The following is a 26420-nucleotide window of genomic DNA, read 5'->3' as shown; positions in this document are numbered from 1 at the left end:
GAGACGGCGGAGAAGGGGAGGCCGTTGGGCTCCGTGCACGGAGGCTGCCTTTCGGGAGGAGCGGTCTGCGGGACCGAGACGCTGCGGGCCTGCCCACGCCGCCTCGGGGCGCGCCGGACCGGCCGCGGAAGGGCCGTGACCTGCGACGCCGCGGGGAGCGTAGTGAGCCGGTACGGTGCCGCGGCCGGTGACACGGGGCCGCCCGCGCCAATCCACTCGTACGAGCTCCTCCGCGCCGGACTGCCTTCCTGCGGTGGGGAGTTCGGGGCGTTCAGCGGGGGCGGGTGGCCACGACGAGGGCGCAGCGGGGCGAGCCGTCGGGTCGCAGTCCGAGCCGGGGCAGCGGCAGCACGTCGACGCCGAAGCCGGCGGCGGCCAGATCGCGGCGCACGGCGCCGAGGGGGAACGTCCGGTAGTACATGACGAACGGGGGCCGCCACAGGGCGTTCCGTACCCGCATGGCCACGTCGAAGCCGAGCAGCGCCCAGTGGCCCCAGGAGCGCACCGGCGGGGGCGCGGCGACGGGGAAGGCGAAGCGGCCGCCGGGCCGGAGCGCCCCGTGGGCCTGGGCGAAGAGGGCCGGGCGCGCGGAGGGCAGGAAGTGTCCGAAGGCGCCGAAGCTGACGACGAGGTCGAAGGCGGAGCGGAAGGGCAGCGCGAGCGCGTCGGCCCGCACCCAGTCGCCTCCGCTTCCGGTTCCGGTCCGGGCGACGGTGAGCATGCCCTCGCTGAGGTCGGCGCCGACGGTGCGTCCCTCGCACAGTTCGCGCAGGACGCGGGTGCCGGCGCCGGTTCCGCAGCACAGGTCCAGCCCGTCGCGGAAGGGCCCGAAGGGGGCGAGCGCGTCGGTCACCGCGTCCAGTACGGCGTCCGGGGTGCGGAAGGGCGTCTGGTCGAACTTCGGTGCCAGCAGGTCGTAGCCGCGCTCGACGGAGGACAGTGCCTGGACGGCGAGTTCGCGGACGGTGGGGCCCTCGGGGGTGAACATCACGCTCAGCATAGGCGGGGTCCGTCGTTTCCGTTCCGGCCGGGAAAGGAATGCGCGAGACGGGTGAATGCAGCTGATGCGGTCTTCCGGCTATACGTACAACCGGGGGTAATTGCGAAACCGGCGCGCGTGTTTCCTGTGAGCCTCCGGGAGGGGCGGCCGATATTGGTGCTGTTCCCCTTTCAGCACGCGGAGGTTCTTCATGCGTCGTGTTCTTCGCCCCGTCGTCGTCGGGCTCGCGGTTCTCGGTCTCGCCGGTGTGGGTGCCGGGTCGGCCCAGGCCATGTCCCACCCCAAGCACTACTCCTACGAGTCGAACAAGAGCTGGGACTTCGACCTCACCAAGATCTGGGAGAAGGAGATCGAGGACTCCATCATCATCGGAGACATGAACTTCGAGGACGAGAACGAGCACATCGGCCGCTGACGTCGGCCGAGCACCGCGGAAATCGCCGTTCCGACGGCGGATTCCCGGTTCGGGGCCCCGGCCGTTCCGGCCGGGGCCCCGGTGTGTGTCCGGAGGAATTCCGGCTCAGAGCGGGACGACGGTGACCTCCGTCGCCTTGATGCTCGTCCAGACCGGCACGCCGTCGCCCAGGCCCAGGTCGCCGGCCGCCTCCGCGGTGATCTCGGCGACGACGTCCGGCGTCCGGTCGGAGGTGACCAGGACGCGCAGCCTGCTGCCGACCGCGGTGATCTCGCGGACCGTGCCCGGCCAGACATTGCGCGGGCTGCCGCCCGGCTTGTCGCGGTGCAGCGACACGGCCTCGGGGGCGACGACGGCCAGCGCGTCCGTGCCGGGTCCTGGGCCGTCGGCCGTGACGAGGGTGCCGCCGCCGGCCAGCGCGAGGGTGCCGTCCGCCGAGGCCGTGCCGCGCCAGGCGTTGCGGCCCAGCATGCGGGCCACCCAGGGGGAGCGGGGGTGCCGGGTGACCTCGGCGGGGGGCGCGTACTGCACGGCCCGGCCGTCGTCCAGGACCAGTACCCGGTCCGCGAGGGACACGGCCTCGACGGGGTCGTGCGTGACGATCAGGCAGACGCCGCCGAAGCCCGCGAGGTGCGTGCGGAGGGTGTGCCGTACGCGGGCGCGCGTCGTCTGGTCGAGCGCGGCGAGCGGCTCGTCGAGGAGGAGCAGGCGGGGGTGTGCGGCGAGGGCGCGGGCCAGGGCGACGCGTTGGGCCTGGCCGCCGGAGAGCTGCGCCGGTCTGCGGTGCGCGAGGTGGCCGACGCCGAGCCGGTCCAGCCACCGCTGGGCGCCGCGCCGGGCCTCGGCGCGGGGCACGCCCTGGGCGCGCGGCCCGTACGCGGTGTTGTCGAGCGCGGTGAGCCGGGGGAAGAGCGCGCCGTCCTGCGGGACCCAGGCGACGCCGCGCCGGTGCGGGGGCAGCGCGCCGAGCTCGCGGTCGCCGACGCGGAGCGCGGCGTGGGCGCGGGGGGTGAGGCCGAGCAGGGCGCGGAGCAGGGTGGTCTTGCCGGCGCCGTTGGGGCCGACGAGGGCGACGGTGGTGCCGGGTTCCGCGTCGAGGGTGAGGGTGGTGAAGCCGGTGAGTTCGGCGTGCAGCGGCCAGCGGGCGTCCCCGGGTGCAGTGGCGTCATCGTCCGCCGGGGGCGGGGGAGTGGGGTCCGGGGATTCCGGTTCGGCTTCCGTTTTCCGTGCGGGGGTGCGGGAGGTGGCGCCCGTCCAGCGGCCGCGGAGGCCGACGAGGACGGCCATGGCGGTGGCGAGCAGCAGCAGGGAGACGGAGGTGGCGGCCTCGGGGTCGTCCTGGAGCAGCAGGTAGACCTGGAGCGGGAGGGTCTGTGTGGTGCCCGGCAGGTTCCCCGCGAAGGTGATCGTCGCCCCGAACTCACCCAGCGCCCGCGCCCAGGTGAGCGCGGCACCGGCGGCGAGTCCCGGGGCGACCATCGGCAGTGTGACGGTGAAGAAGACCCGGAGCGGGGAGGCGCCGAGGGAGGCGGCGGTCTCCTCGTACGCGGGGCGCAGCCCGGCGAGGGTGCCCTCCAGGCTGATGACGAGGAACGGCATGGCGACGAACGCCGCCGCGATCACCGCGCCGGAGGTGTGGAAGGGCAGCGTCACCCCGAGGGTGTCCTCCAGCCACGGTCCGAGCAGCCCGCGGCGGCCGAAGCCGAGCAGCAGCGCCACGCCGCCGACCGTCGGCGGCAGCACCATCGGCAGCAGGACCAGCGAACGCACCACCGCCTTGCCGCGGAACTCGGCGCGGGCGAGTAGCCAGGCCAGCGGGACGCCGAGCAGCAGCGACAGGCCCAGCGCCCAGAAGGACACGACGAGCGAGAGCCGCAGCGCCTGGAGGACGTCCGGGCTGGTGAGGTGTGTCGCGAAGTCGCCCCAGGGGGTGCGCGCGAGGATGCCGAGCAGCGGCAGCAGCAGGAACGCGACGGCGACGAGTGCGGGCAGCGCGAGGGCCACGGGCGGGCGGGTGCGGGGGTGCTGGCTCATGGGCGGCTCATCGGCGGATCGGTGGACGGGATGCGCGCTCCGGGGGCCGGCGGCGCGTCGACGTTACGGCTTCTGGAAGCCGGCGTCGTGCATGAGCTTCTGTGCGGTGGGCGAGCCGAGCCATGTCACGAACGCGTCGGCCTCGCCGGTGTGTTCGGACTCCTTGAGGGTGGCGGCGGGGTAGGAGGCGACGGCGTTCTGCTCGTCGGGGATCTCCACGGCGTCGACCTTTCCCGGGGCCGTGGCGGCGTCGGTCCGGTAGACGAGGCCCGCGTCGGCCTCGCCGAGTTCCACCTTGCTGAGGACCGCGCGGACGTTCGTCTCGCGGGACACCGGTTCGACGTCGAGGTGCTGCTTGTCCAGGACCTGGGCGCTGTAGCGGCCGACGGGGACCTCGGACGCGGCGAGGACGACCTTGAGCCGGTCGCCGGTGAGGTCGTCGAGGGAGCCGATCTCGCGCGGGTTGCCCTCGCGGGTGGCGATGACGAGGCGGTTCTTCGCGAAGATGTCGGGCTTTCCGGTGTCGGCCCGGAGGCCGTCCATCGTCTTGGTGTCGGCGGTGGCGAGCACGTCGGCGGGGGCGCCCTGGCGGACCTGTGCGGCGAGTTCCTGCGAACCGGCGAAGGAGAACGTGACCTTCGTGTCCGGGTGGTCCTTCTCGTAGGCGGCGCCCGCCTTCTTGAACACGTCGGTGAGGGAGGAGGCGGCGAGCACCGTCAGCTCCTTCTTCTCCCCGCCCTCCGCGCTGTCCTGCGCGGCGCCGCCGCAGGCGGTCAGCGGGAGGAGCAGTGCGGCGGACGCGGCGACGGCGGCGGTGCGGCGGGCGACGGGTGAGGTGAGCGGCATGTGCGGGACTCCTGGCGGTGCTCGCCGTGCGGCTGCGGCGGCAGCGGGACGGCGGAGAGACGGCGGCGGATACGGACACGCGCGCCGGGGACGGGCGGCGCCGCGAGGGGAGACCGGGTGGCGGCCGGTTCAGGTGCGGTCGATGTGCACGTTGGTGGATTTCACCCGTGCCGTGGCCTCGACGCCGACCTCCAGGCCCAGTTCCTCGACCGCCTCGCGGGTGAGGAGGGAGACGAGGCGGTGCGGTCCGGCCTGGATCTCCACCTGGGCCGACACGTCGCCGAGCTTCACGGCGGTGACGATGCCGGGGAACGCGTTCCGCGCCGAGGTGTAGGCGACGTCCTCGTCCGTGCCGCCGCCCTGCCCGTGTTCGACGGCGAAGGCGGCGAGGTCGCGGCCGCGGATCAGGCGGCGGCCGGTCTCGTCGCGGTGGGTCGCGACGCGTCCGGCGTCCGCCCAGCGGCGCGCGGTGTCGGGGCTGACGCCCAGCAGCCGCGCCGCCCGGCCGATTGTGTACGACTGCATGTGCGGAAACATATGCCCGCCCGGCTGGCATCTGCAATGGCTTCCGGGATTTGGAGGCGCAGTTGCCGGGTTCCGAGGGTGAGTGGCGGGAGCTGCGAGGGGCTCGCGAAGTTTCCGACAAGGCGTCGGTAAACTCTTGACTTAGGCAAGCCTAAGTGGGCAGGATCTGCTGTACGTCGTGCTTGCGCCCGCTACCGCTCCGCACCGGAGGATGACCTTGACTGCTCCCGACGACACCCCGTTCTCCACGCTGATCCGCACCGCCTCCCGCGAGCAGCACACCGAGGCGGAGAACTCCTCCTTCGTCGGCGACCTCCTGGGCGGCGGGCTCGGCGTCGGCGCGTACACGCACTACACCGAGCAACTGTGGTGCATCTACCGGGAGTTGGAGGCGCACGTCGAGCGGCTGGCCGAGGACCCGGTGGTCGGCCCGTTCCTGCACCCCGGGCTGCCCCGCCTGGCCGCGCTGGAGCAGGATCTGGACCATCTGCACGGCGGCTCGGGCTGGCGCTCCGCCCTGGTGCCGCTGCCCGCGACGGCCGCGTACGTGGAGCGGGTGCGCGAGGTCGCGCGGGAGTGGCCGGGCGGGTACCTCGCGCACCACTACACCCGCTACCTCGGCGACCTCTCCGGCGGCCAGATCATCCGCGGCACGGCGGAGAAGAACTGGGGCTTCGCGCGCAAGGGCGACGGCGTGCGCTTCTACACCTTCGACGGCATCCCCAACCCCGCGGCGTTCAAGCGGGAGTACCGCGCCCTGCTGGACGCGGTCCCCGCCGACGCCCTGGAGAAGCGGCGGATCGTCGAGGAGTGCAAGCACGCCTTCACCCTCAACACGGCCGTCTTCCGCGACCTGGGCCGGGAGCACCCGATCTCCGCCTGAGCCGCTCCGGCGCGGGCCGGGCCGCGACGCGACCGTCACGCCCGGCCCGTCCGCGTGCCCCCGGCCGGGCGCCCGCGGACGGGCAGGACGAGCGGGCTGCCGTCGGCCGGGTGCGGCAGCGTTTCGACGGGCTGCCGGTACGCGAGGGTGAGCCGCTCGGCCGTGAGCACCCCGGCGGGCGTACCCACGGCCGTCACCGCGCCGTCGTGCAGCAGGGCGACGCGGTCGGCGCAGGCCGCCGCCAGGTTCAGGTCGTGCAGCACCACCACGACGGCGGCACCCCGCGCCGCCCGCTCCCGGCAGACCCGCAGCACCAGCTCCTGGTGCCGCAGGTCCAGCGCCGCGGTCGGCTCGTCGAGCAGCAGCAGCGCGGTGTCCTGGGCGAGTACGCGGGCCAGCGCGACGCGGGCGCGCTCCCCGCCGGAGAGCGCCGAGAAGCGGCGCGCGGCGAAGCCGGTGACCTCCGTCGCGGCCATCGCGGCGGCCACCGCGGTCTCGTCCCCGTCCCGCCCGGCGCGGATACCCGTCCACGGGGCGCGGCCCATGCGGACGACGTCCTCGCAGGTGAACGGGAAGGCCAGGGAAGCGGACTGGGGCAACACCGCGCGCCGGACGGCGAGTTCACGCGCCGTCCACTCCCGCACGGGCCGGCCCGCGATCCGTACGGTGCCCGAGCGCGCCGGGAGGTCACCGGCGAGCGCCGCCAACAGCGTGGACTTTCCCGCCCCGTTGGGCCCCACCAGCGCCAGCACCTCACCTGCGGTGACGGTCAGGCCGACGCCGTCCAGCACGGTCCGCCCGCCGAGCCGCACCGTCAGCCCCTCGGCGGCGGCCGCCTCGTCCCCGGCGTCCGGGCGTACCGGTGCGGCGTCGGCCGGCCGTGCCCACGGCAGCCGTCTCATGCCCAACCCCCTTGTCCGCGCCGCGTCCTGCGCAGCAGCCAGAAGAAGAACGGCGAACCCAGCAGCGCCGTCAGCACACCCAGCGGCAGCTCCGCCGGTTCCGCGAGCGTCCGCGCCGCCAGGTCCGCCGCGACCAGCACCAGCGCCCCGCCCAGCGCACTGCCCGGCACCAGGAACCGGTGCCCTGGCCCGGCGGCCATCCGCAGCAGGTGCGGGACGAGCAGCCCGACGAAGCCGACGATCCCGGCGACGGCCACGGCGGCGGCCGTCAGCAGCGCGACGACGAGGATCAGCACCACGCGCAGCCGCTCGACGTCGACGCCCAGGTGCCGCGCCGCGCGTTCGCCGAGCGCCAGCAGGTCGAGGCGGCGCGCGGACAGCGGGGCGAGGAGCAGCCCCGCGAGCGCGCAGGGCAGCACGGCGAGGACCTTCGGCCAGGTCGCCTGCGAGAGCGAGCCGAGCTGCCAGAAGGCGATCTGCGTGAGCTGCGCGTCGTCGGCGAGGAAGACGAACAGGCCGGTCAGCGCGCCCGCGAAGGCGTTGACCGCGATGCCGGTGAGGATCAGCGTCACCACCTCGGTGCGCCCCTCGGCACGTGACAGCAAGTACACCAGGGTGACGGTCACCAGTCCCGTGACGAAGGCGCACACCGTCACCGTCCAGGTGCCGGCGAAGGTCAGCCCCAGCGCGATCGACGCCACCGCGCCCACTGCCGCACCCGAGGAGACGCCGATGACCCCGGGCTCCGCGAGCGGATTGCCGAACACGCCCTGCATCAGCGCGCCCGCGCAGCCCAGGGAGGCGCCGACGAGCAGCGCCAGCACGGTGCGCGGCAGCCGCACGTTCCACAGCACGCTCTCCGCGACCCGGTCCAGCGGGTGCCCGCCGGCCCCGGCACGGTGCGCGACCGAGGCGAGCACGTCCCCCAAGGGGATGCCGTAGGCGCCGATTCCGGCCGACAGCAGGGCGGCCAGCGCCAGGGCGGCGGTGAGGACGGTGGTCAACAGGGCGGTGCGGGCGGGGCGTTGACGGGGGCCAGGTTCCGCCGGGGCGGGGGTTCCGGTTCCGCGCTCGTCCGCCGTCACCGTCGCCGGGTCAGCGGTCATCGCCGGGCCGGCCGTGGATCTGCTCGGCCAGGGAGGCGAGGACGCGGTCGGTGCGCGGGCCGTAGTTGAGCAGGACGCCGTCGTCGACGCTCGCGACGCGGCGGTCCATGCCCGCCGGGGTCTGGGCCACGCCGGGGATCTTCAGCAGGCCGTCGACCCCGTTCACCGACTCCAGGCCCTTGCGCATCACGAGGATCACGTCGGGCGCCGCCTTGGCGAGGGCCTCGCTGGTGAGCGGTGTGAAGTCCTTCCTCAGGCCGGACTCGGCGCCCGCGTCCACCGCGCCCGCCGCCTCGATCAGCGAGGTGGCACCCGAGCGGGCGCCGCCGAGCAGATAGACGGAGGCCGAGCCGCGCAGGTAGAGGAAGGCGACGCGCGGCTTCCCGCCGCTTCCGTTTCCGGTTCCGCTTCCGTCCGGCAGCTGCGCGCGGACCGCGTCGAGGCGTTCGCCGGTGCGCGCGTCCAGCTTCCGGCCCGCGTCCTCGACGCCCAGCGCGCCGGCGACGGCGTCGATCCTCCGCGACACGTCGTCCAGGCCCTTCGCCGGGGCGACGGTGACCACGGGGACGCCCGCGTCACGGATCTGTTCGACGGCTTCCTCCGGCCCGGTGCTGGTCTCGGCGAGGACGACGCTCGGCTTCAGGGAGAGGACGCTCTCGGCCGAGACGTCGTGCGCGCGGGTCACCACCGGGAGTTTCCGGGCCTGTTGGAAGGTGGTGGTGACGTCGCGGGCGACGACGTTCCGGCCCAGGCCCAGGCTGAAGACGATCTCGGAGAGCGAGCCGGACAGCGGCACGATCCGCCGCGCGCTGCGCACCTCGCTCCGCTTCCCGTCCGCCGACTCGGCCGTCACCGGAAGCTCCGGCTCCGGCACGGGACCCGCCAGCGGCTCGACGCGGTCGGCGGCCGCACTCCGAGCTGCCTTCTCACCGCCCCCGTCCGTCCCGGACGTTCCGCTTCCGCAGCCGGTGGCGAGCAGCGCGAGCAGCAGGACGGCGACCAGCGCGCCGGTCGCCCGGCTCCGCGCGGGTCTGAGCTGCCGGGGGTTCAAGGGAGGCAAGGGTGGGCCTTTCGCTCGACTGCCGCCGCTCGACCGGCCGTTGGGCGCGACCGCGGAGGACGGGCGTGCGGCGGAATCGTCCGGTGGACTTTCGGTGAAGCCGACAATAGCTTAGGTTAGCCTTCCCTTAGTTGGAAGCGGGGTCCGCTCGGACTCCGCTGGAGGAGGGGACGTTTCATGCTGTCCGCCGGACCCGTGCGTGCGCTCGCCGTGGCCGCGCTCACCGCCCTGACGGTGGCGCTGCTGCCCGCACTCCCCGCGCAGGCGGCCGAGCGCACGGTGTCCGGCGGACGGCTGGACTGGGGCGTCAAGGCGTCCTTCCAGAGCTACGTCACCGGCCCCGTCGCCGAGGGGAGTTGGCGCCTCGAAGGCGGCGCGGCCACGGTGGGCCAGGACCTGTTCCGCTTCCACTCCGCCCGCGGCGGCTACGACCCGGACGACGGCGGATTCCACGCCTCCTTCTCCGGCGGCGTCCACTTCACCGGACACCGGGGCCCGGACGGCGGGTACGCGCTGGACCTCACCCTCAGCAGCCCCACCGTCCGCATCCCCGCCGGCTCCCGGAGCGGCACCCTCCACGCCGACCTGCGCAGCAAGGACAAGGCGACGGGCAAGGTCACCGAGCGTGCCCAAGTCCCCCTCGCCGCACTGGACCTGAGCGGCGTCGACATGCGCGGCGCGAAGTCCCCCGTGGCCCTGACCCGGGTCCCCGCCCGGCTCACCGCACAGGGCGCCCAGGGCTTCGCGGGCTACTACCGGGAGGGGACACCGCTCGACCCCGTCAGCCTCTCGACGGACGTCAAGGACGGCCCCGCACCGTCCGGGAAGCCGGACGGCGACAAGAAGTCCGAACCCCGCCAGAACAAGGGGGAGTTCACGGCCGCCGCCCTCGACTGGGGCGTACGCCGCACCTTCCGGGAGTACGTCTCGGGCCCCGTCGCGGACGGCGCCTGGAAGCTCACCGGCGGCGCACAGGACGGCGGAGCACTGTTCCGCTTCCCGGCCGGCAAGGGCGAGCACGACCCGGAATCCGGCGCACTCGACGCCCGCTTCACCGGCGCCGTGCGCTTCACCGGCCACCGACTCGACCTGAAACTCGACGGGTTCACGGTCCGCGTCCGCGACGGCAAGGGCACCGTCTCCGCCGACGTCACCCGCGACGGCGGCACCCCGCGCCCCGGCCGCCCCCTCGTCACCTTCGACGCGCCCCCGCAGAAGACGAAACCCGAGAAGGGCCTGGTCCGGCTCACCGAGGCCCCGGCCCGGCTCACCCCGGACGGCGCCCGCGCCTTCGGCGGCATGTACCGCGAGGGCACCGCCATGGACCCGGTCTCCCTCGCCGTCCCCCTCGACGAGGACGCCGAACTCCCCGCCCTGCCCGACCTCGGCAGCGACCCGTCCGCCGCCCCGCGCGACGCCTCCGCTTCGCCGTCCGCCGCCGCGTCCGGTACGGGCTCCGTCCTGGTGCCCGTCGCCGCGGGCGGCGCGGCGGTCCTCCTCGCCGCCGGCGCGGCCGTGGCCGTACGCGCCCGCCGCACCCGTGCCACCGACACCTCCGACGCCACTCCGGCCACCGCGCCGGAAGCCGACTCCGCGCAGAAGGAGACCCGCACACCATGACCTCGATACCGGCCCGCAGACCCCTCGCCGGCGCGCTCGCCGTGACGGCGGCCACCGCCGCCGTGCTGGCGACGACCGGCTTCACCCTCCCGGCGGCCACCGGGACGGCGCGGGACGACGCGGCGAAACCGTCCGCCACGGCGTCAACGGCGGCCCAGCGGACGGCCCTTGAGGACGCGACGCTGGACTGGGGCTTCAAGAAGTCCTTCCGCGGCTATGTGCAGGGCATCGCCTTCGGCGAGATCACCACCTCGGACGGCGCCTCCGAACGCCCGGACGGCACCTTCCGCTTCGGCCCGGGCGAGGGCACGTACGCGGCGCAGGACCACGCGGTGACCGCCACCTTCGACGGCGAGGTCCGCTTCCGCTCGAAACTGCACGGCTTCGACATCACCCTCGGCGGCCTCCGCCTCGTCACCGGGCCGGGCACCTCCGGCCGCATCAGCGCCGACGTCACCACGGACGGCAGCACGGACCGGAACGTCGAACTCGCCACCCTCGACCTCACCGACACCACCCCGCGCGCCGCCGCCGACGGCACCCTCGCCTTCCCCGAGATCCCCGCCCGCCTCACCGCGGACGGCGCCGCGGCCTTCGACGGCATGTACGACAAGGACGAGGAACTCGACCCCGTCACCCTCGCCCTCACCCCGGGGACGGCCCCCACGGACGAACCCGCCACGGCCCCGGGAAGCGCCAAACCGTCCACCCCGGCCCCCACGACGAAGACCCCCGTCACCGAAACCCCGGCCGCGGACCGCCCCACCGCCAAGAGGGCCGCACGCCCCGAGTCCGGCCGGATCGTCGACGGGACCCTCGACTGGGGCGTGAAAAAGTCCTTCCGCGACTACGTCACCGGCCCCATCGGCAACGGCAGGGCCGACGTGTCCGGCGGCGCGAAAAAACAGGGGAACGCGGGCTACCGCTTCCCCGGCGGCAGCGGCACCTTCGACGCCAAGTCCCCGTCCCTGGACGCGGGCTTCGACGGCGGCGTCCGGTTCCGCGCCCACCAGCAGGGCGGCGCGTACGCCCTGGACCTGAGTTTCTCCCGTATCCGCGTGCGGGCCGGAGGCGACGGCGGAACCCTCGTCGCCGACGTCTCGTCCAAGGACCGCGAGTCCGGAAAGGTCACCCGGCACGACGGCCTCCCGGTCGCGAAGCTGAAGCTGCCCAAGGGCGGCCTCACGCCGAAGAACGGTGTCGTCACCCTCGACCGGGCACCGGCCGCGCTCACCGCGAAGGGCGCGGAAGCCTTCGGCGGCTTCTACCGTCCGGGCGACGCGCTCGACCCGGTCACGGCAGCCGTGTCGCTGGACAAGGACGCGAAACTGCCGTCCGGTCCGGCCGGTGACGCCTCCGGAGCGTCGGGCGGTGCATCGGGGGGTGCATCGTCCGGCGGCCCCGCAGCGGGCCCCGCCGGCGGTACGGGAACAGACGGAGGAGACACCGCGATCGGAGGCGTCGCAGGGGGCGGCTCCGGGGACGGCGCGGTGGCGGGTGGCGGCGGCTCGCTGGCCGCCACGGGCGCCGGTGTCTCCTCTCCCCTCCTCCTCGGAGGCTCCGCCGCCCTGGTGGCGGCGGGTGCGGCGGCGGTCTGTGCTGTGCGCCGCCGCGCGTCGGAGGGCTGACGGTCCAGCCCTCCACGGTGTGTGCCGCCGGTTGCCAGGCCCTGTCCGGCGGCACACACCACCCCCTGTCCGGTTCCGGGAAGCACCGGACAGGGGGAAGCCCGGGCCGGCAGGGGCGAGGTAGAACCTGCCGGGCCCGGGCTTCCGTACCGGAACGTCAGTCGTTCGCGGCGCCGTTCTTGGAGAGGATCGGGATGTCGTCCAGCAGGTGGGACAGCGCCTCGTCGCCCTTGGCCTGGGTCGAGTTCTCCACGCACTGCTGGTTCTGCGGGGAGGAGAGGATGTTGATGTCCTGGACGCTGATCGGCACCAGGCCGAGGAGCGAGCCGATGTTCGCCTTCGCGGGCAGAGCGATGCACGGCTTGTTCAGCGAACCCTGGATGAGGGCGAACTGCGGGCTCATGTCGCCGTGCGTCGCGGAGTTGCCGTAGTTCTGGCTGGCGCCGTTGCCGGTCACGGACTTGGTGCCGTCACCGTCGTCGGCCATGGCCTGGGAGGCGGTCGCGCCCGAGACGCCGATGATGGAGGCGGCCACAGCGGCCGTAGCCATAACCTTCTTGATCACGATTTACCCTTCTTTTGCGGTACCCGTTGGCGGAGCTCTCTGGACAACTCGGCGTCAACAGGATTGGTTGTGCGGCTTCACTCAAACGGTGCCGCCGTGACGGGAATCCCCGGCCGGTACCGAAAACCGTCTCGAATTCCCTTGAGCTCCGGACGTGTTGCCCGGAATTCACTTTCCGTGCTTCTTCCCGGCGACGTCAGCGGACCGGAAGCCCGCCGAGCAGCGGCGTCGATCCGGTGACGCCCTCGGCGGCCTGGGAAACGGGGGCGAGTGCCTTGTTCTGCGTCAGTTCCTCGACCGGCGCGAGGACTTTCTCGCCCGCGCCCTGCACCTTGTCCGTCGTCCCCGTCACCGTGTCCGTCAGCGGCCGGATCTGGGAACCGATGGACGGCTGGGCGCCGGCGCTGTGCGCGATTCCCTGCGGCAGGCTCTTCGTCAGCCCTTCCTGCAGGCCACCGTTGAGGCTGAACGCCTGGGGTTTGTACGGGCCGCCCTCGGTGTCGGCGGCGAAGGCGGGGGCCGCCGATCCCAGAGCCATCATCGAACCGGCGACGAGAGCGGCGGACTTCGCGTACTTCACTTTCGGCCTTCCTTCTCGAGGGCAGCGGCTGTCACGGAGGCGATTCTTCGCTCTGCCCGGGTCCGTCCGAATCACCGGCCGCCGCCGCGGATTTCTCCGGGGCGACGGGAGTGCGGGCCGGCGGATTCCCGTTCCGCGCGCTGCGGTCCTCCTGCACAACGAGACCGCTTCCCGGGGGAAACGGTCGTGAACGGCCCGTGGCCCCGGAACACTCGAGGGGTTCCGGGGCCACGGTGAGGCTTTCCGGGCACGCGGCCCGAAGGGTCAACCTCAGCTGTTCACGCAGGTGTTGCCGAACGCCGGGTTCAGCAGCCCGATGATGTCGATGGTGTTGCCGCAGACGTTCACCGGGACGTGCACCGGAACCTGCACGACGTTGCCGGAAATGACGCCGGGGGAGCCGTTGGCGCCACCCTGGGCACCGGAGTCGGCCATGGCGGGGGCGGCGGTGCCCAGGGCCATCAGGGATCCGGCAGCGATGACCACGCTCTTCTTGTACTTCATTGTTCAGCCCTTTCTGCAGCGGAGCCGGCGGCGGCACGGATTTCGTGCCGCCCCGGGCGGCGATCGAATCGCCGCCCGTCACACCGCTGCCGGTATGCGTAACGGCCTCCCGGCCTCAAGTCGAGCTCTCGGAACGGGAGTTGTTCGGTAACCACGCGAATGGCCCAGCAGGGGGACATTCGCGTGAGGTGAGGGAAAGGCCCGGGCCGCTCAGGAGGAAGGGAGACGGCCCGGACCTTCTGACTCCGGGAGTCAGTCGTTGCCGACACCGTTCTTCGACAGAACCGGGATGTCGTCCAGCAGGTGCGACAGCGCCTCGTCGCCCTTGGCCTGGGTCGAGTTCTCGGTGCACTGCTGGTTCTGCGGGCTGGACAGCACGTTGATGTCCTGGACCGTAATCGGAACGATGCCGATGAGCGAGCCGACGTTCGCCTTCAGCGGGAGGCCCACGCACGGCTTGTTCAGGGTGCCCTGGACCAGGCCGAGCTGGGGGCTCATCTTGCCGTTGGTGGCGGAGTTGCCGTGCGACTGCGTGGAGCCGTTACCGGTGATGGACTTGGTGCCGTCGCCGTCGTCGGCCATCGCCTGAGAGGCGGTCGCGCCCGAGACACCGACGATGGAGGCGGCCACGGCGGCCGTAGCCAGAGCCTTCTTGATCACGATTAACCCTTCTTGTTACTGAGTCCCGTTGGCGGAGCTATCTGAACAACTCCCCTGTGCGGGTTTGGTTCTGGAGCGTCACCCGAACGGAATGAATTAGTAGGGAGATCGGCACGGAACGGGCCCTTGTCGAGGGCTATTTCGGGGCGGGTTTTCCGTGCCGGGGGAGTAGCGGGAGAACCGCGGGGAGCCGTACGGGAGTTGTGCGGAGAGCTTTGCGAAGAGGTGCCGGCCTGCTCAGCCGATCGAAGGTATTGCGCGGGGGGTCCGTGTCCCGCGCCGGTGCGCAGCGTTCTCTCCTGTGCGCGGCGTCACCCAGCGCCGCTGACGATTCATCTGCAGGAGTACTCCATGAAGACTGCCAAGAAGGCCGCACTGGTCGTCGTCGGCGCCGGCCTCGCCGCCGGTGCCTCTGCCGGTTCGGCGCTCGCCGACTCGGGGGCGCAGGGCGGCGCGTCCAACTCCCCGGGCGTCGTGTCCGGCAACGCCATCCAGGTTCCGGTGCACATCCCGGTCAACGCCTGCGGCAACACGATCAACGTGATCGGCCTGCTCAACCCGACGTTCGGCAACACCTGCGTCAACAGCTGAGTCCCGCTGCCGCGCGCCTGAGGCCCCGTCCCCGGACGGGGCCTCTCGCGTGTGCGCGGGGCGTGTTCGGCCGGGCCCCGTACGACGGCCCGTGGCTACGGGAGGGAGAATGCTGACATGTCGGATTTCTCGCCCCCTGGTGACCCGTACGGACCTCGCAGTTCCCATGGCGCCGAGCGCGTCACACGGCCCCCCGGCCCCGCGTCCGGTGACGCCGACGCCGGTGACGCCGGACCGGCGCGGGAGAGGTGGGGGCCGTTGCCGGACTCGCCGCTGGTGCGGCTCGCGGTGCGCGGCAGCTGGCAGTCGCTGCTGGCCTCGGGCGTCGTCGCGCTGATCCTCGGTGTGCTGGCGCTGGTCTGGCCCGGGGCGACGCTGCTCGCCGCCGGGATTCTCTTCGGCGCGTATCTGCTGGTGAGCGGGATCGTGCAGGTGGTGTCGGCGTTCGGGACGCGGATGACGACGCCGATGCGGGTGATCGGTGTCGTCAGCGGCGCGGTGGGCGTCCTGCTGGGGCTGTTCTGCTTCCGTGACGAGCTCCAGTCGGTGCTGCTGCTCGCGCTGTGGATCGGGATCGGCTGGCTGTTCCGCGGCATCACGCAGATCGCGGGCGCGGCGGGCGACCCGGACGCGCCCGCCCGCGGCTGGCAGATCACGCTCGGCGTGGTCAGCCTGCTGGGCGGTCTGGTGCTGCTGCTCGCGCCCCTCGAATCGATCACCGCCCTGACGATCTTCACCGGTGTGTGGCTGCTCGGGCTCGGCCTCGCCGAGATCGTCACGGGTCTCAGCCTCCGCGCCCGTACCCGCAGGGCCGGCTAGCCGGTGGTGACCGGCGGAAAGGGAGCCGGGGCCACGGGGCGGGTTCTACTGGCGCCGGTGGCGGGCCGCGGGTGAGGCTTGCCCCATGAGCATCGCGTTCCTCTTCCCCGGCCAGGGCTCGCAGCGTCCCGGCATGCTGCACCGGCTTCCCGACACCACCGCGTCCGCGACGGTGCTCGCCGAGGCCGACATGGCGCTGCGGGAGCTGGACGTCCCGGGCGGGATCGCCGAGCTCGACACCCCCGACGCGCTCGGTTCCCCCGTCGCCGGGCACACCGCGCTGCTGGTCGCGGGGGTGGCGGGGGCCCGGGCGCTGGCCGAGGACGAGGGGCTGAGCCCGCTGCTGGTCGTGGGGCTCGACGCGGGCGGTTACGCGGCGGCGGTGACGGCCGGGGTGCTGACCTTCGAGGAGGCGCTGCGCGCGGTGCGGCTGCGCGGCGAGCTGCTGGAGCGGGGGCTGCCGCCGGGGCACGTCGCCGTCCGGCTGGCGCAGCACCTGGCGACGGTCGGGCGGCGGCCGCAGGCGCTGCCCTGGGTCAGCACCGTGCTCGGCCGGTGCCTGCACGACGACACCAACGCCGTCTTCGACGACCTCGCCCAGTCCGCGGCCAGGCCGCCCCGGCTGCCGGCGCTGGCCGCGGCGATGACCGGCGAGGGCGCCGCGTACGTGCTGGAGCTGCCGCCGGGGCGGGTGCTCGCGGACCGTGCGGGCGAGGAGATGCCGGGGCTGCGGGTCGTCTCCGTCGAGGAGCACGGGATCGCGGACGCGGCCGTCCTCGCGCGCGGCGGTGACCCCTCGGCCGTGCCCGAGGACGAGCCGGCGGATCCGTCCCTCGCGGGCGAGGGCTGGGACGCGGCGACCGGCCGCTATCTGGCGGGCGGCTGGGGCGGCGGGGCCTGAGCGGGCTGCCGGAGCGGTTTGGTGTAGCAGCGGCTGAGGGCCTCGAAGCGGTACAGGCCGAACTTCCGCGGGGCGGGGACGTAGCCGGAGGACTCGTAGAGCGTGATGGCCTCCTGCTGCCGTGCCCCCGTCTCCAGCACCATGCGGGTGCGGCCCGCCCGGCGGGCGTCGTCCTCCAGGAGCGCCAGGATGCGGCGGGCCAGGCCCCGGCCGCGTGCCTCGCGGACGACGAACATCCGCTTGATCTCGGCGTCGCCCTCCTCGTAACCCTCCGAGGTGTCGTCCTGTGCGCGCCAGCCGCCGGTGCCGACGGGGCGGCCGGTCTCGTCGTGGGCGAGGAGGTACAGGCCGTGGGGCGGGGCGAACATGGCGGGCGCGAGCGGGGTGGCGTCGCCGTCGTTCCCGTACAGCTCGGCGTACTCCTGCTGGACGATGCCGTCGAGCTTCAGGGCGTCGGGGTGGTCGTAGCGCACGGGACGTATCCGCATACGGGGCATCGTAGGGTGGCTCGGAAGCTGAAGGTGACGACCGCGCACGTGAGGTCTGCGACTCCTCGCGCGGAGGTGAGGAGCACGCCTTGCTCAAGGTGACGACGGTGAACGTGAACGGCCTGCGCGCCGCGGCCAGGAAGGGCTACGTGGAGTGGCTGGCGGCCACCGAGGCGGACGTGGTCTGCCTCCAGGAGGTGCGCGCCGAGGCCCACCAGCTCGCGGACGAGGTGCGCGAGCCCGAGGGCTGGTACACGGTGTACGCGCCGGCCGCCGCGAAGGGCCGGGCCGGTGTGGCGCTGCTCACGCGGCGGGAGCCGGAGCGGGTGCGGATCGGCTTCGGCGTCGAGGAGTTCGAGAACTCGGGCCGCTACGTGGAAGCCGATCTTCCCGGTGTGACGGTGGCCAGCCTGTACCTGCCGTCCGGTGAGGTCGGCACGGAGCGGCAGGACGAGAAGGAGCGCTTCATGGCGGCCTTCCTGCCGTACCTGAAGGAGCTGCGGGAGCGGGCGGCCGCCGACGGGCGTGAGGTGCTGGTCTGCGGTGACTGGAACATCGCGCACCAGGAGGCCGACCTGAAGAACTGGCGCGGCAACCGCAAGAACTCCGGCTTCCTCCCCGAGGAGCGCGAGTGGCTCACCCGCGTCTTCGACGCCGCGGACGGCGGCTACCGCGACGTCGTGCGCGAGCAGCACCCCGAGGTCGCGGGGCCGTACTCGTGGTGGTCGTACCGGGGCCGGGCCTTCGACAACGACTCGGGCTGGCGGATCGACTACGCGGTCGCCACCCCGGGCCTCGCCGACCGCGCCCTCAAGGCCGAGGTCGAACGCGCCGCCACCCACGACGAACGCTGGAGCGACCACGCCCCGGTGACGGTGACCTTCGAGCGGTAGCGGGCCCGCCTCCGCGTGAGCCCTCCGAGCAGCCCTGACCTCCCCGGTCAGGGCTGCTCGTCGTCGGGGGCTTCGTCGGGGGTGGGGGCGTTGTCCGGGGTGAGCCAGGTGTCGAGGTGGGTGCGGGTGTGGCGGTCGAGGGCGAGGGCCAGTTCGGCCTCGACGACCTCCTTGGCCAGGGGGCGGAGTTCGGCGAGGAGGGCGTTGACGCGGGTGGCGTCGAGGCCGTCGGGGGCGTCGGCGAGCTTCTTCGGGAGCAGGTGGGTGCGGAAGATCTCGGTGAACGCCTCGGCCATCGAGTCCGTCGCCGAGCGGACGGTGCGGCCCGCCTCCAGGACGGCGGAGAGCGGGATGCCGGTCTTCACCAGTGCCGCCGAGGCGTTCAGCAGGCGCGGGCTGACGTGGATGAACTCGTCGCCGTCGACGGCGACATAGCCGATGTCGAGTGACGTGGCGAGGTTGTCGACGGTGACCTCGCCCGCGTAGTGGTCGGCGAGTGCCTCGGGGGTGAGGCGGACGGGGGTCTCCTCGGTGAAGGGGGAGATCAGTGCGGGGTCGAGGCCGAGGGCCTCGGCGGAGCTGCGGGAGTCGCGCCCGTGCTCGAAGGCGTGGAGCAACTCCCGGATGCCGCCCAGGGTGTGGCCGCGCGCGAGCAGTGCCGAGATGGTGCGCAGGCGGGCCAGGTGGTGCTCGTTGTACCAGGCGATGCGGCCCTCGCGGCGGGGCGGGGAGAGCAGCTTGCGTTCGCGGTAGAAGCGCAGGGTGCGGGTGGTGATGCCGGCGCGTTCGGCGAGCTCGGCCATCCGGAACTCCCGCTTCCCGTCCGCCTCCTGGGTGTCCCCGGCGTCGTCGGCCGGGTCCTGGTCCGGGGCGTGCGGGGGCTCGCCGGGCGGGTGGACGGGGGTGCTGTCCGCGTCGGCGTGGGGTGCGGCGCTGGGTTCCGTGGGCGGTTCGGGCACGGGAGGGAGCCTATCCAGGGCGGTCGGTCGTATGTGCGTACTGCCGGGAGGCCCGGGGTGCAACCAGCGGTAACTTTCCTCGGTTCAACCCCTACCTTCCGGTAGCCGTCTGGCCTTACTCTCCCACCGTGCCAGTAATCACTGGCGCAATAACTGGCGGGACGGCAGACCCTCGGGAGGCGGCGGCATGGCGGCCGAGCGCGAGCAAGAGCACGTACGGGTGGCGGTGATCGGATCCGGATTCGGCGGCCTGGGGGCTGCCGTACGGCTGCGCCGCGCCGGAATCACGGACTTCGTCGTACTGGAGCGGCGGGACGGTGTCGGCGGCACCTGGCACGACAACACCTATCCCGGGTGCGCCTGTGACGTGCCCTCACACCTGTATTCCTTCTCCTTCGCGCCCAACCCCGAGTGGCCGCGGAACTTCTCCGGGCAGGAGCACATCCGCTCCTACCTGGAGCGGGTCACCGACACCTTCGGGCTGCGGCAGCACATCCGCTTCCACTCCGAGGTGCAGCTGATGAGCTGGGACCCGGAGGAGCTGCACTGGCAGATCGAGATCACCGACGGACGGCGGCTCACCGCCGACGTCGTGGTCTCCGCCACCGGTCCGCTGTCCGACCCGAAGCTGCCCGACATCCCCGGGCTGGACGGCTTCGAGGGCAAGGTCTTCCACACCGCGCAGTGGGACCACGACTACGACCTGCGCGGCAAGCGCGTCGCCGTCATCGGGACCGGCGCCTCCGCGATCCAGGTCGTCCCCGCGATCCAGCCGCAGGTCGGCCGGCTCACGCTGTTCCAGCGCACCCCGGCATGGGTGATGCCGCGCGCCGACCGGGAGATCAGCGGCGTGGAGCGGTGGCTGCACGGCAAGCTGCCGGCCACCCGGTACGCGCGCCGCCAACTGCTGTGGACGATCCGCGAGTTGCAGGTCGGCGCGTTCACCAAGCGGCCGAACCAGCTGGGCCTGGTCGAGAAGCTCGCCCGGGCGCACATGAAGCGGGCCGTGAAGGACCCGGTGCTGCGGGAGAAGCTGACCCCGCGCTACCGCATCGGCTGCAAGCGCATCCTGCTGTCCAACAGCTACTATCCGGCGCTCGCCGCGCCCAACACCGACGTCGTCGCCTCGGGCCTGAAGGAGATCCGCGGCAACACCCTCGTCGCCGCCGACGGCACCGAGGCCGAGGTGGACGTGATCATCTTCGGCACCGGCTTCCACGTCACCGACATGCCGGTCTCGCACCGGATCAAGGGTGCCGACGGGACGCGGCTGTCGGAGAAGTGGTCGAGCGGGATGGAGGCGCTGCGCGGCTGCACCGCCGAGGGCTTCCCCAACCTCATGACCATCATCGGCCCCAACACGGGCCTCGGGAACAGCTCGATGATCCTCATGATCGAGGCCCAGCTGAACTACATGGTCGACTACGTGAAGAAGCTGGAGACGCTGGGCGGCAAGGTCGCCCTCGACCCGCGCCCCGAGGCCGTCACGGCCTGGAACGACCACGTGCAGGACCGGATGAAGCGCACCGTGTGGAACACCGGCTGCGACAGCTGGTACCTCGACGCCAACGGCCGCAACACGACCGTCTGGCCGGGCACCACCGCCGAGTTCCGCAAGGTCACCAAGGAAGTACGGCTGGAGGAGTACGACGTGATACGCGCGGGCGGGACGAACGGGTCCCGGGCCCTGGCAGGGGCCGTGAGCGGCCGGGGCAGCGGCGCCTCGGCGTTCCACGCGGGGGAGGAGGCCTGATGGCGCGCCTCACCCAGAGCCTGGCCGGTACCCGGCGCGGCATTCCGCTTCCGGTGCCCACGCGGGAGCTGTCGGCGGTCTCGGCCGACGGGGTCCGCATCCACACCGAGGTGTTCGGCGACGAGAGCGACCCGGCGATCGTGCTCGCGCACGGCTGGACCTGCTCCATCGCCTTCTGGGCACCCGTGATCCGCGAACTCACCGCCGCCGGCTACCGCGTGGTGGCCTACGACCAGCGCGGGCACGGGCGTACGCCCGCCGCGACGCCGCAGGCGTACAGCCCGGCCACGCTCGCCGACGACCTGTGCGCCGTCCTGGGCACGGCCCTCGCCGCGGGCGAACGCGCCGTCGTCGGCGGCCACTCCATGGGCGGCATGACGCTGATGGCCGCCGCCGGACGCCCCGAGCTGGAGCAGCACGCGGCCGCCTACCTGCTGTGCAGCACCGGCGCGCGGCGGCTGCTCAGCGAGGCGCGGGTGCTGCCCTTCCGTACGCCCGGGGCGCGGGCCCGCGCGCACAAGCTGGTGCTCGGTTCGAGCGCGCCGCTCGGGCCCGTCTCGCCGCTGACCAAGAAGGCGCTCAAGTACGCCACGATGGGCGCCGGTTCGGCGCCCGCGCAGGTGGACTTCACCGCCCGGATCGTGCACTCCTGCCCGACCGGGGTGCGCGCCGCCTGGGGCAAGGTGCTCGCGCACCTCGACCTCGGCGCGAAGGTCGGCGCGCTCACGGCGCCGGCCGCCGTCGTCATCGGCACCGAGGACCGGCTCACGCCGCAGGTGCACGCGCGTGAGCTGGCCGAGCAACTCCCGGACTGCGCGGGCCTGCACACGCTGACGGGCCTGGGCCACATGGCACCCGTCGAGGCGCCGGAGGCGGTGGCCTCCGTGCTGAAGGGGCTGGCCCGCGACCATCTGACGGCGGACGCCGGGAGCGTGCCGAAGCCGGAGAAGCGGGGGAGCCGGAAGCGGAAGACCGGAACGCAGCAGAAGGAGGACTCGTGAGCCGCTGGAGCCTTGAGGGTCAGGTCGCCGTCGTCACCGGAGGGGCGCGCGGGGTCGGTGAGTTGCTGGCGCGCAAGCTGTCCGCGCGGGGCGCGCGGATCGCGCTGCTCGGTCTGGAACCGGAGGAGCTGAAGCGGGTCAGCGACTCGCTGTACACCGACTCGGCGCACTGGCACGTGGACGTCACCGACCACGAGGCGATGGCGCGGGTCGCGGGCGAGGTCAAGGAGCACTTCGGCAAGGTCGACGTCGTCGTCGCCAACGCCGGTGTGGCGGCGGGCGGTCCGTTCATGGACTCCGACCCCGTGGCGTGGCGGCGGGTCATCGAGGTGAACCTGATCGGCGGCGCCGTGACGGGGCGGGCCTTCCTGCCCGTGCTCGCGGAGTCGCGCGGCTACTTCCTGCAGATCGCCTCGCTGGCGGCGATCACCCCGGCGCCGATGATGACGGCGTACTGCGCCTCCAAGTCGGGCGTCGAGGCGTTCGCGCACAGCCTGCGGGCCGAGGTCGGCTACAAGGGCGTACGGGTCGGCGTCGGCTATCTGTCGTGGACCGACACCGACATGGTGCGCGGGGCCGACCAGGACGACGTGATGCGGGACCTGCGCAAGAGCCTGCCCTGGCCGGCGAACAAGACGTATCCGCTGGGGCCCGCCATCGACCGGATCGTGGCCGGGATCGAGCGGCGCTCGGTGCATGTGTACGCGCAGTGGTGGCTGCGGGGGATGCAGGGCATCCGCGGGTACCTGCCGTCGGTGATCGGCGGGGCGGTCGGGCAGCGGGAGATGCGGAGGTTCGCGCCGCGGCTGGAGGCGGACGGGACGTCCACCGGGCTCGTCGGTGCGGGCGGGGCGGCGGACGAGCGGTTCCGCGTGAAGCGGTAGGGCGCTGCGCTGGCGGTCCGGGGTGCCCCGTTTGGTACGTCGCGGGGTGCGGGTGCGTGCGGGGTTGTTCGCGCCGTTCCCCGCGCCCCCTGTCGGGGTGCCCCTGTCCGTGCGTCGTCGGCTGCGGCCCCCGTCGGGGTTGTTCGCGCCGTTCCCCGCGCCCCTTTCGGGGGCCGGAAGGAGGGGAAGGCGTGCCGCGTTGGGGATCGTTGCGGTCGCGGTGGCGCCCTCCCCTCCTGGACCGCTCACCCCTCGCGCGGGGCTGTTCCCCACCGTGCCACGGGTGCCGGAGGCTCGCATTCCGGGCGTCAGCGGCGCCGCGGTGGCAGGTGGGGGCGGCGGCGGTCGGGGACGTCGCTGTAGTCGGGCGGTTCGGCCGCCGGGTGCCGCTCCAGCAGGTCGAGCGCGGTGCTGATCGCGGTGTGCAGGACGGCGTTGCGGCCCTCGGCCCAGTCGACGGGCGTCCGGATCGCCTCGATGTCGGGCGAGACCCCGTGGTTCTCCACGGACCAGCCGTACGCGTCGAACCAGGCCGCGTTCATCGGCACGGTGATCACGGTGCCGTCGATCAGCCGGTGCCGCCCCGTCATCCCGACGACGCCGCCCCAGGTGCGCGCCCCGATGACGGGGCCGAGGCCGAGCAGCCGGAAGGCGGCGGTGATCATGTCGCCGTCGGAGGAGGTCAGTTCGTCGGCGAGGGCGACGATCGGGCCGCGCGGCGCGTTGCTGGTGTAGCTGACGGGCTGGGCGTTGCGGGTGAGGTCCCAGCCGAGGATGGTGCGGGTCAGTTTCTCGATGACGAGTTCGCTGATGTTGCCGCCCGCGTTGCCCCGTACGTCGACGATCAGCGCGGGGCGGGAGACCTCCATCCGCACGTCCCGGTTGAACTGGGCCCAGCCGGAGCCGCCCAGGTCGGGGATGTGCAGGTAGCCGCACTTGCCGCCGCTCATCTCGCGGACCACGCGGCGGCGTCTGGCCACCCAGTCCTGGTAGCGCAGCGGCCGTTCGTCGATCAGCGGGACGACGGCCACGCGGCGCTGCGGCCGGGGCGGGCGCGGCGCGGGCTCCTCGTCCTCCTCGCTCTCCTCGTCCGATTCCCCGTCCCGCGCGCCGGGTTCGGGCTGGGTGAAGGAGAGTTCGACGGTGGTGCCGCCCGCCGCCGCGAGCAGCGGTCCCGGGCCGGTGACGGGGTCGACGGGACGGCCGTCGACGTGGGTGAGCACCGCGCCCTCCCGGATGCCCGAACCGGCCAGCGGGGAGCGGGCCTTGGAGTCGGAGGAGTCGCCGGGCAGGACGCGGGAGACGATCCACTCGCCGTCCTGGCTGTGGCTGAGGTTGGCGCCGAGCAGGCCGATGGGGCGCTGGTAGTGCGGCGGCCCCTCGTTGCGGCGGGCCGGGCTGACGTAGGCGTGCGAGGTGCCCAGTTCGCCCAGCACCTCGCGGAGCAGGTCGGCGAACTCGTCGGGGGAGGCGACGCGTTCGACCAGCGGACGGTACTGCGCGAGCACCCCGTCCCAGTCGATGCCGCACATGCCGGGCTCCCAGAAGTAGGCCCGGATCAGCCGCCCCGCCTCCTCGAACGCCTGCCGCCACTCGGAGGGCGGGTCCACGTCGTGCAGGATGCGGCGCATGTCGATGTACGCGACGGTGTCCGCGTCCGGCGGCTCGTACGCGGGGACGGCGCGCAGTTCGCCCTCGGCGCTCACCACGATCCGGCTGCCGTCGCCGCTGACGGCGAACTGGTCGGCGTCGGCGGTCAGTTCGGAGCGTTTGGCCTTGGTCAGGTCGAAGTGTTCCAGGGTGGGGCGGCCCGAGGTGTCGGCCGGGTTGGCGAAGGTCTCGCCGAGCGCGCCGGAGATCGGGTAGCGCAGCCACAGCAGCCCGCCGCCCGCGACGGGCCGCAGCGAGGAGTACTTGGACGCGGTGACGGGGAACGGCGTCACCCGGCTCGCCAGCCCCTCCGCCTCCACCAGCACCGCGCCCTCCTCCTGCCCGGCGGGGCCGGCGTCCTGCGGGTCGAGCCCCCCGGCCGCCGGGCGGCCCTCCGGCGAGAGCGCGAACGGCGAGGGCGTCGCGGAGGAGAGGGGGACGAGGTAGGGGCGGCAGCCGAGCGGGAAGGACAGGTCGCCGGTGTGCACGTCGTACACCGGGTCGAAGCCGCGCCAGGAGAGGAAGGCGAGGTAGCGGCCGTCGCGGGTGAAGACGGGCTGCTCGTCCTCGAACCGGCCGTCGGTGACGTCGAGGACGGTGCAGGAGGCGGCGGTCGCCGTCGCGGTCCCGGGCATCGCGTCCTCGCCGGGCCCCGCGACCTGGGTGAGCCGGGTGGGCGCGCTCGCACCCAGCTTCGCGATCTTGATCTGGCTGAGCGAGCGGCCGACCCCGGGGTGTGCCCACGCCAGCCAGCGCGAGTCGGGCGAGAAGGCGAGGTCGTGCACCGGGCCGTTGAGCGAGCGGATCAGCTCCGTGACGGGGTCCTCGCCCTCCGCCGGGCCGCCGTCCCCGGGCGGGCGCGCGTCGAGCAGCAGCAGCCGCCCGTCGTGCGAGGCGAGCGCGAGCGTCGCCCCGTCCGGTGAGGCGACCAGCTCCCGTACCCGGCCGAGGCGCCCGGCCGCGAGGCGGCGCGGCGGCCTGGCCCGCAGGGCGCGGGGGAGGTCGGCGATCTCGACGGCGTCCTCGCCCTCCGCGTCGGTGACGTACGCGATCGCGCCGGTGCCGCCGAGCATCTCCGGCAGCCGCACCCGGACGCCCGGGGTGTCGGCGATGATCCGGGCCGGGCCGTCGCGGTGGGTGAGCCAGTACAGGCTGCCGCGCACGCAGACCGCGCTGGCCCGGCCCGTCGCGTCCACGGCGAGCGACTCGACGTGCGCGGCGGCCGGGACCTGGTACGGGCGGCGGCCGGTGCGGGCGCCGCCGAGGGTGATGTCGAGGCGGCGGGGGCCGGCCGCGGCGGCGAAGTCGTCGACGAGCCAGAGCTCGCCCGCGCACTGGTAGACGACGCGGCGTCCGTCGGTGGCCGCGTGCCGGGCGTAGAAGCGGTCGTGGTCGGTGTGCCGTCGCAGGTCGGAGCCGTCGGGGCGGCAGGAGTACAGGTTGCCGATGCCCTCGTGGTCGGAGAGGAACGCGATCCGCGCGCCGACGAACATCACCGACTCCAGGTGCCCGCCGAGACCGGCCAGCAGCTGCTCGCCGTGCAGCCACATCCGGCCGGTGGCGCCGCCCCGGTACCGCTTCCACGAGGCGGGCTCGTGCGGCGGCGTCCCCGTCAGCAGCAGGGTGCGGCGCTTGCCCTCCAGCTCGGCGACGGCGATGTCGGAGACCGGGCCCCAGGGCAGGCGGCTGCCGGGGCTGCCGTCGACGGGCAGCCGGTAGGACCAGGTGAAGTGCGAGAACGGCTGCCCGTGCGAGGCGACGGCCAGCACGTCGCCCTCGGGGGTCCAGCCGCACACCCGGGTGTCGGTGGCGCCCCAGTAGGTGAGCCGGCGGGCCGGGCCGCCGTCCACGGGCACCAGGTACACCTCGGGGTCGAGGCTGCGCCAGGACGTGTACGCGATGCCGGTGCCGTCCGGCGAGAAGCGGGGGAAGCCGATGCGGGTGCGGTCGACGGTCAGCCGCCGCGCCTGGAGCGGTCCCGGTGCGGGGTCCGGGCCGCCGTGCGGGGAGATCGGGGCGACCCACAGGTCGTCCTCGGCGGCGAAGCAGACCAGGTCGCCGTGGAGGTGCGGCTGGCGCAGGTACGAGCCGGGTCCGTCCCTGTGCGCCGCCTGCCGGTCGTCTCTCGCGCGTCGGTCCGTCACCCGTCCCAT

At 73.5% G+C, this 26420-nt stretch carries 25 protein-coding genes; 11 read left to right on the top strand and 14 right to left on the bottom strand.

The features are described from left to right. Positions 1-271 precede the first annotated feature (271 nt). On the bottom strand, positions 272-988 hold the full coding sequence (locus HCC30_RS22685) for a class I SAM-dependent methyltransferase (RefSeq protein ID WP_169444576.1): 717 nt from the start codon (positions 986-988) through the stop codon (positions 272-274). A 202-nt stretch (positions 989-1190) separates the two neighbouring features. Here HCC30_RS22685 and HCC30_RS22680 point away from each other — a divergent pair, with 202 nt between their 5' ends. Beyond that, complete coding sequence (locus HCC30_RS22680) at positions 1191-1415, top strand: hypothetical protein (protein ID WP_169444574.1); 225 nt, start codon at positions 1191-1193, stop codon at positions 1413-1415. Positions 1416-1520: 105 nt separating this feature from the next. On the opposite strand, the gene HCC30_RS22675 is transcribed toward HCC30_RS22680, so the two are convergent. The 3 genes from HCC30_RS22675 to HCC30_RS22665 form a co-directional block, all read right to left on the bottom strand. Beyond that, positions 1521-3449, bottom strand: coding sequence for an ABC transporter permease (locus tag HCC30_RS22675; protein WP_169444572.1), 1929 nt, complete (start codon positions 3447-3449; stop codon positions 1521-1523). Between the two features lie 63 nt (positions 3450-3512). After that, on the bottom strand, positions 3513-4295 hold the full coding sequence (gene modA, locus HCC30_RS22670) for a molybdate ABC transporter substrate-binding protein (RefSeq protein WP_169444570.1): 783 nt from the start codon (positions 4293-4295) through the stop codon (positions 3513-3515). A gap of 129 nt (positions 4296-4424) precedes the next feature. Then, a complete protein-coding gene (locus HCC30_RS22665; protein WP_169444568.1) occupies positions 4425-4820 on the bottom strand; it encodes a helix-turn-helix transcriptional regulator in 396 nt (131 codons plus the stop codon). A gap of 211 nt (positions 4821-5031) precedes the next feature. Between HCC30_RS22665 and HCC30_RS22660 the strand changes: the two genes are divergently transcribed. Then, on the top strand, positions 5032-5703 hold the full coding sequence (locus tag HCC30_RS22660) for a biliverdin-producing heme oxygenase (protein ID WP_169444566.1): 672 nt from the start codon (positions 5032-5034) through the stop codon (positions 5701-5703). Positions 5704-5738: 35 nt separating this feature from the next. Here the strand turns inward: HCC30_RS22660 and HCC30_RS22655 are convergent, their stop codons facing one another. Genes HCC30_RS22655 through HCC30_RS22645 form a run of 3 tightly spaced genes read right to left on the bottom strand, consistent with a single transcriptional unit; the run spans position 5739 to position 8762 of the window. After that, on the bottom strand, positions 5739-6605 hold the full coding sequence (locus tag HCC30_RS22655) for a heme ABC transporter ATP-binding protein (protein ID WP_169444565.1): 867 nt from the start codon (positions 6603-6605) through the stop codon (positions 5739-5741). Next, on the bottom strand, positions 6602-7711 hold the full coding sequence (locus HCC30_RS22650) for an iron ABC transporter permease (protein ID WP_169444563.1): 1110 nt from the start codon (positions 7709-7711) through the stop codon (positions 6602-6604). The genes HCC30_RS22655 and HCC30_RS22650 overlap by 4 nt, the downstream gene beginning before the upstream one ends. Continuing rightward, the gene (locus tag HCC30_RS22645; RefSeq protein WP_240979820.1) at positions 7701-8762 is read right to left on the bottom strand and encodes an ABC transporter substrate-binding protein; all 1062 of its coding nucleotides are present in this window, start codon (positions 8760-8762) and stop codon (positions 7701-7703) included. Before HCC30_RS22645 ends, HCC30_RS22650 begins: the two co-directional genes overlap by 11 nt. A 186-nt stretch (positions 8763-8948) precedes the next feature. Here HCC30_RS22645 and HCC30_RS22640 point away from each other — a divergent pair, with 186 nt between their 5' ends. Together HCC30_RS22640 and HCC30_RS22635 are read left to right on the top strand one after the other, a co-directional pair. Further along, positions 8949-10391, top strand: coding sequence for an HtaA domain-containing protein (locus HCC30_RS22640; protein WP_169444559.1), 1443 nt, complete (start codon positions 8949-8951; stop codon positions 10389-10391). Then, on the top strand, positions 10388-12019 hold the full coding sequence (locus tag HCC30_RS22635) for an HtaA domain-containing protein (RefSeq protein ID WP_169444558.1): 1632 nt from the start codon (positions 10388-10390) through the stop codon (positions 12017-12019). Before HCC30_RS22640 ends, HCC30_RS22635 begins: the two co-directional genes overlap by 4 nt. 157 nt (positions 12020-12176) lie before the next feature. On the opposite strand, the gene HCC30_RS22630 is transcribed toward HCC30_RS22635, so the two are convergent. The 4 genes from HCC30_RS22630 to HCC30_RS22615 all read right to left on the bottom strand — a co-directional run bounded on the left by HCC30_RS22630 (position 12177) and on the right by HCC30_RS22615 (position 14328). Next, complete coding sequence (locus HCC30_RS22630; protein WP_169444556.1) at positions 12177-12584, bottom strand: rodlin; 408 nt, start codon at positions 12582-12584, stop codon at positions 12177-12179. Between the two features lie 196 nt (positions 12585-12780). Then, positions 12781-13164, bottom strand: a complete 384-nt coding sequence (locus tag HCC30_RS22625) for a hypothetical protein (protein WP_169444554.1) — start codon at positions 13162-13164, stop codon at positions 12781-12783. Positions 13165-13434: 270 nt separating this feature from the next. Next, entirely contained in the window at positions 13435-13626 is a 192-nt protein-coding gene (locus HCC30_RS22620; protein ID WP_277348022.1) for a chaplin, read from the bottom strand. Between the two features lie 294 nt (positions 13627-13920). Continuing rightward, the gene (locus HCC30_RS22615; RefSeq protein WP_169444551.1) at positions 13921-14328 is read right to left on the bottom strand and encodes a rodlin; all 408 of its coding nucleotides are present in this window, start codon (positions 14326-14328) and stop codon (positions 13921-13923) included. Between the two features lie 351 nt (positions 14329-14679). On the opposite strand from HCC30_RS22615, the gene HCC30_RS22610 reads away from it, so the two are divergent. From HCC30_RS22610 to HCC30_RS22600, 3 genes are all read left to right on the top strand, one after another. After that, positions 14680-14919 (top strand): chaplin, encoded by a 240-nt coding sequence (locus HCC30_RS22610; RefSeq protein WP_169444549.1) that lies wholly within the window; start codon positions 14680-14682, stop codon positions 14917-14919. 258 nt (positions 14920-15177) lie between these two features. Beyond that, positions 15178-15738, top strand: a complete 561-nt coding sequence (locus tag HCC30_RS22605) for an HdeD family acid-resistance protein (protein WP_240979819.1) — start codon at positions 15178-15180, stop codon at positions 15736-15738. An 85-nt stretch (positions 15739-15823) separates the two neighbouring features. Next, the gene (locus HCC30_RS22600; protein WP_169444547.1) at positions 15824-16639 is read left to right on the top strand and encodes an acyltransferase domain-containing protein; all 816 of its coding nucleotides are present in this window, start codon (positions 15824-15826) and stop codon (positions 16637-16639) included. On the opposite strand, the gene HCC30_RS22595 is transcribed toward HCC30_RS22600, so the two are convergent. Beyond that, on the bottom strand, positions 16606-17127 hold the full coding sequence (locus HCC30_RS22595; protein WP_169444546.1) for a GNAT family N-acetyltransferase: 522 nt from the start codon (positions 17125-17127) through the stop codon (positions 16606-16608). The genes HCC30_RS22600 and HCC30_RS22595 overlap by 34 nt on opposite strands. 89 nt (positions 17128-17216) lie before the next feature. Here HCC30_RS22595 and HCC30_RS22590 point away from each other — a divergent pair, with 89 nt between their 5' ends. Further along, entirely contained in the window at positions 17217-18020 is an 804-nt protein-coding gene (locus HCC30_RS22590) for an exodeoxyribonuclease III (RefSeq protein WP_169444544.1), read from the top strand. 47 nt (positions 18021-18067) lie between these two features. Here HCC30_RS22590 and HCC30_RS22585 read toward each other — a convergent pair whose 3' ends face one another. Next, positions 18068-18823, bottom strand: coding sequence for a MerR family transcriptional regulator (locus HCC30_RS22585; RefSeq protein WP_169444653.1), 756 nt, complete (start codon positions 18821-18823; stop codon positions 18068-18070). Between the two features lie 343 nt (positions 18824-19166). Here HCC30_RS22585 and HCC30_RS22580 point away from each other — a divergent pair, with 343 nt between their 5' ends. From HCC30_RS22580 to HCC30_RS22570, 3 genes are read left to right on the top strand one after another with little or no spacing between them, the layout of a single operon-like run. Further along, positions 19167-20732, top strand: a complete 1566-nt coding sequence (locus HCC30_RS22580; protein WP_169444543.1) for an NAD(P)/FAD-dependent oxidoreductase — start codon at positions 19167-19169, stop codon at positions 20730-20732. Next, the gene (locus HCC30_RS22575) at positions 20732-21733 is read left to right on the top strand and encodes an alpha/beta hydrolase (RefSeq protein WP_169444541.1); all 1002 of its coding nucleotides are present in this window, start codon (positions 20732-20734) and stop codon (positions 21731-21733) included. Before HCC30_RS22580 ends, HCC30_RS22575 begins: the two co-directional genes overlap by 1 nt. Next, a complete protein-coding gene (locus HCC30_RS22570; protein ID WP_169444539.1) occupies positions 21730-22617 on the top strand; it encodes an SDR family oxidoreductase in 888 nt (295 codons plus the stop codon). The genes HCC30_RS22575 and HCC30_RS22570 overlap by 4 nt, the downstream gene beginning before the upstream one ends. Positions 22618-22925: 308 nt before the next feature. Here HCC30_RS22570 and HCC30_RS22565 read toward each other — a convergent pair whose 3' ends face one another. Beyond that, positions 22926-26420, bottom strand: a complete 3495-nt coding sequence (locus HCC30_RS22565) for a S41 family peptidase (protein WP_169444537.1) — start codon at positions 26418-26420, stop codon at positions 22926-22928.

It is taken from the genome of Streptomyces sp. HNM0574 (genome assembly GCF_012726235.1).
Classification (GTDB): Bacteria; Actinomycetota; Actinomycetes; order Streptomycetales; family Streptomycetaceae; genus Streptomyces.
This window is presented reverse-complemented; position numbering and strand designations above follow the sequence as displayed.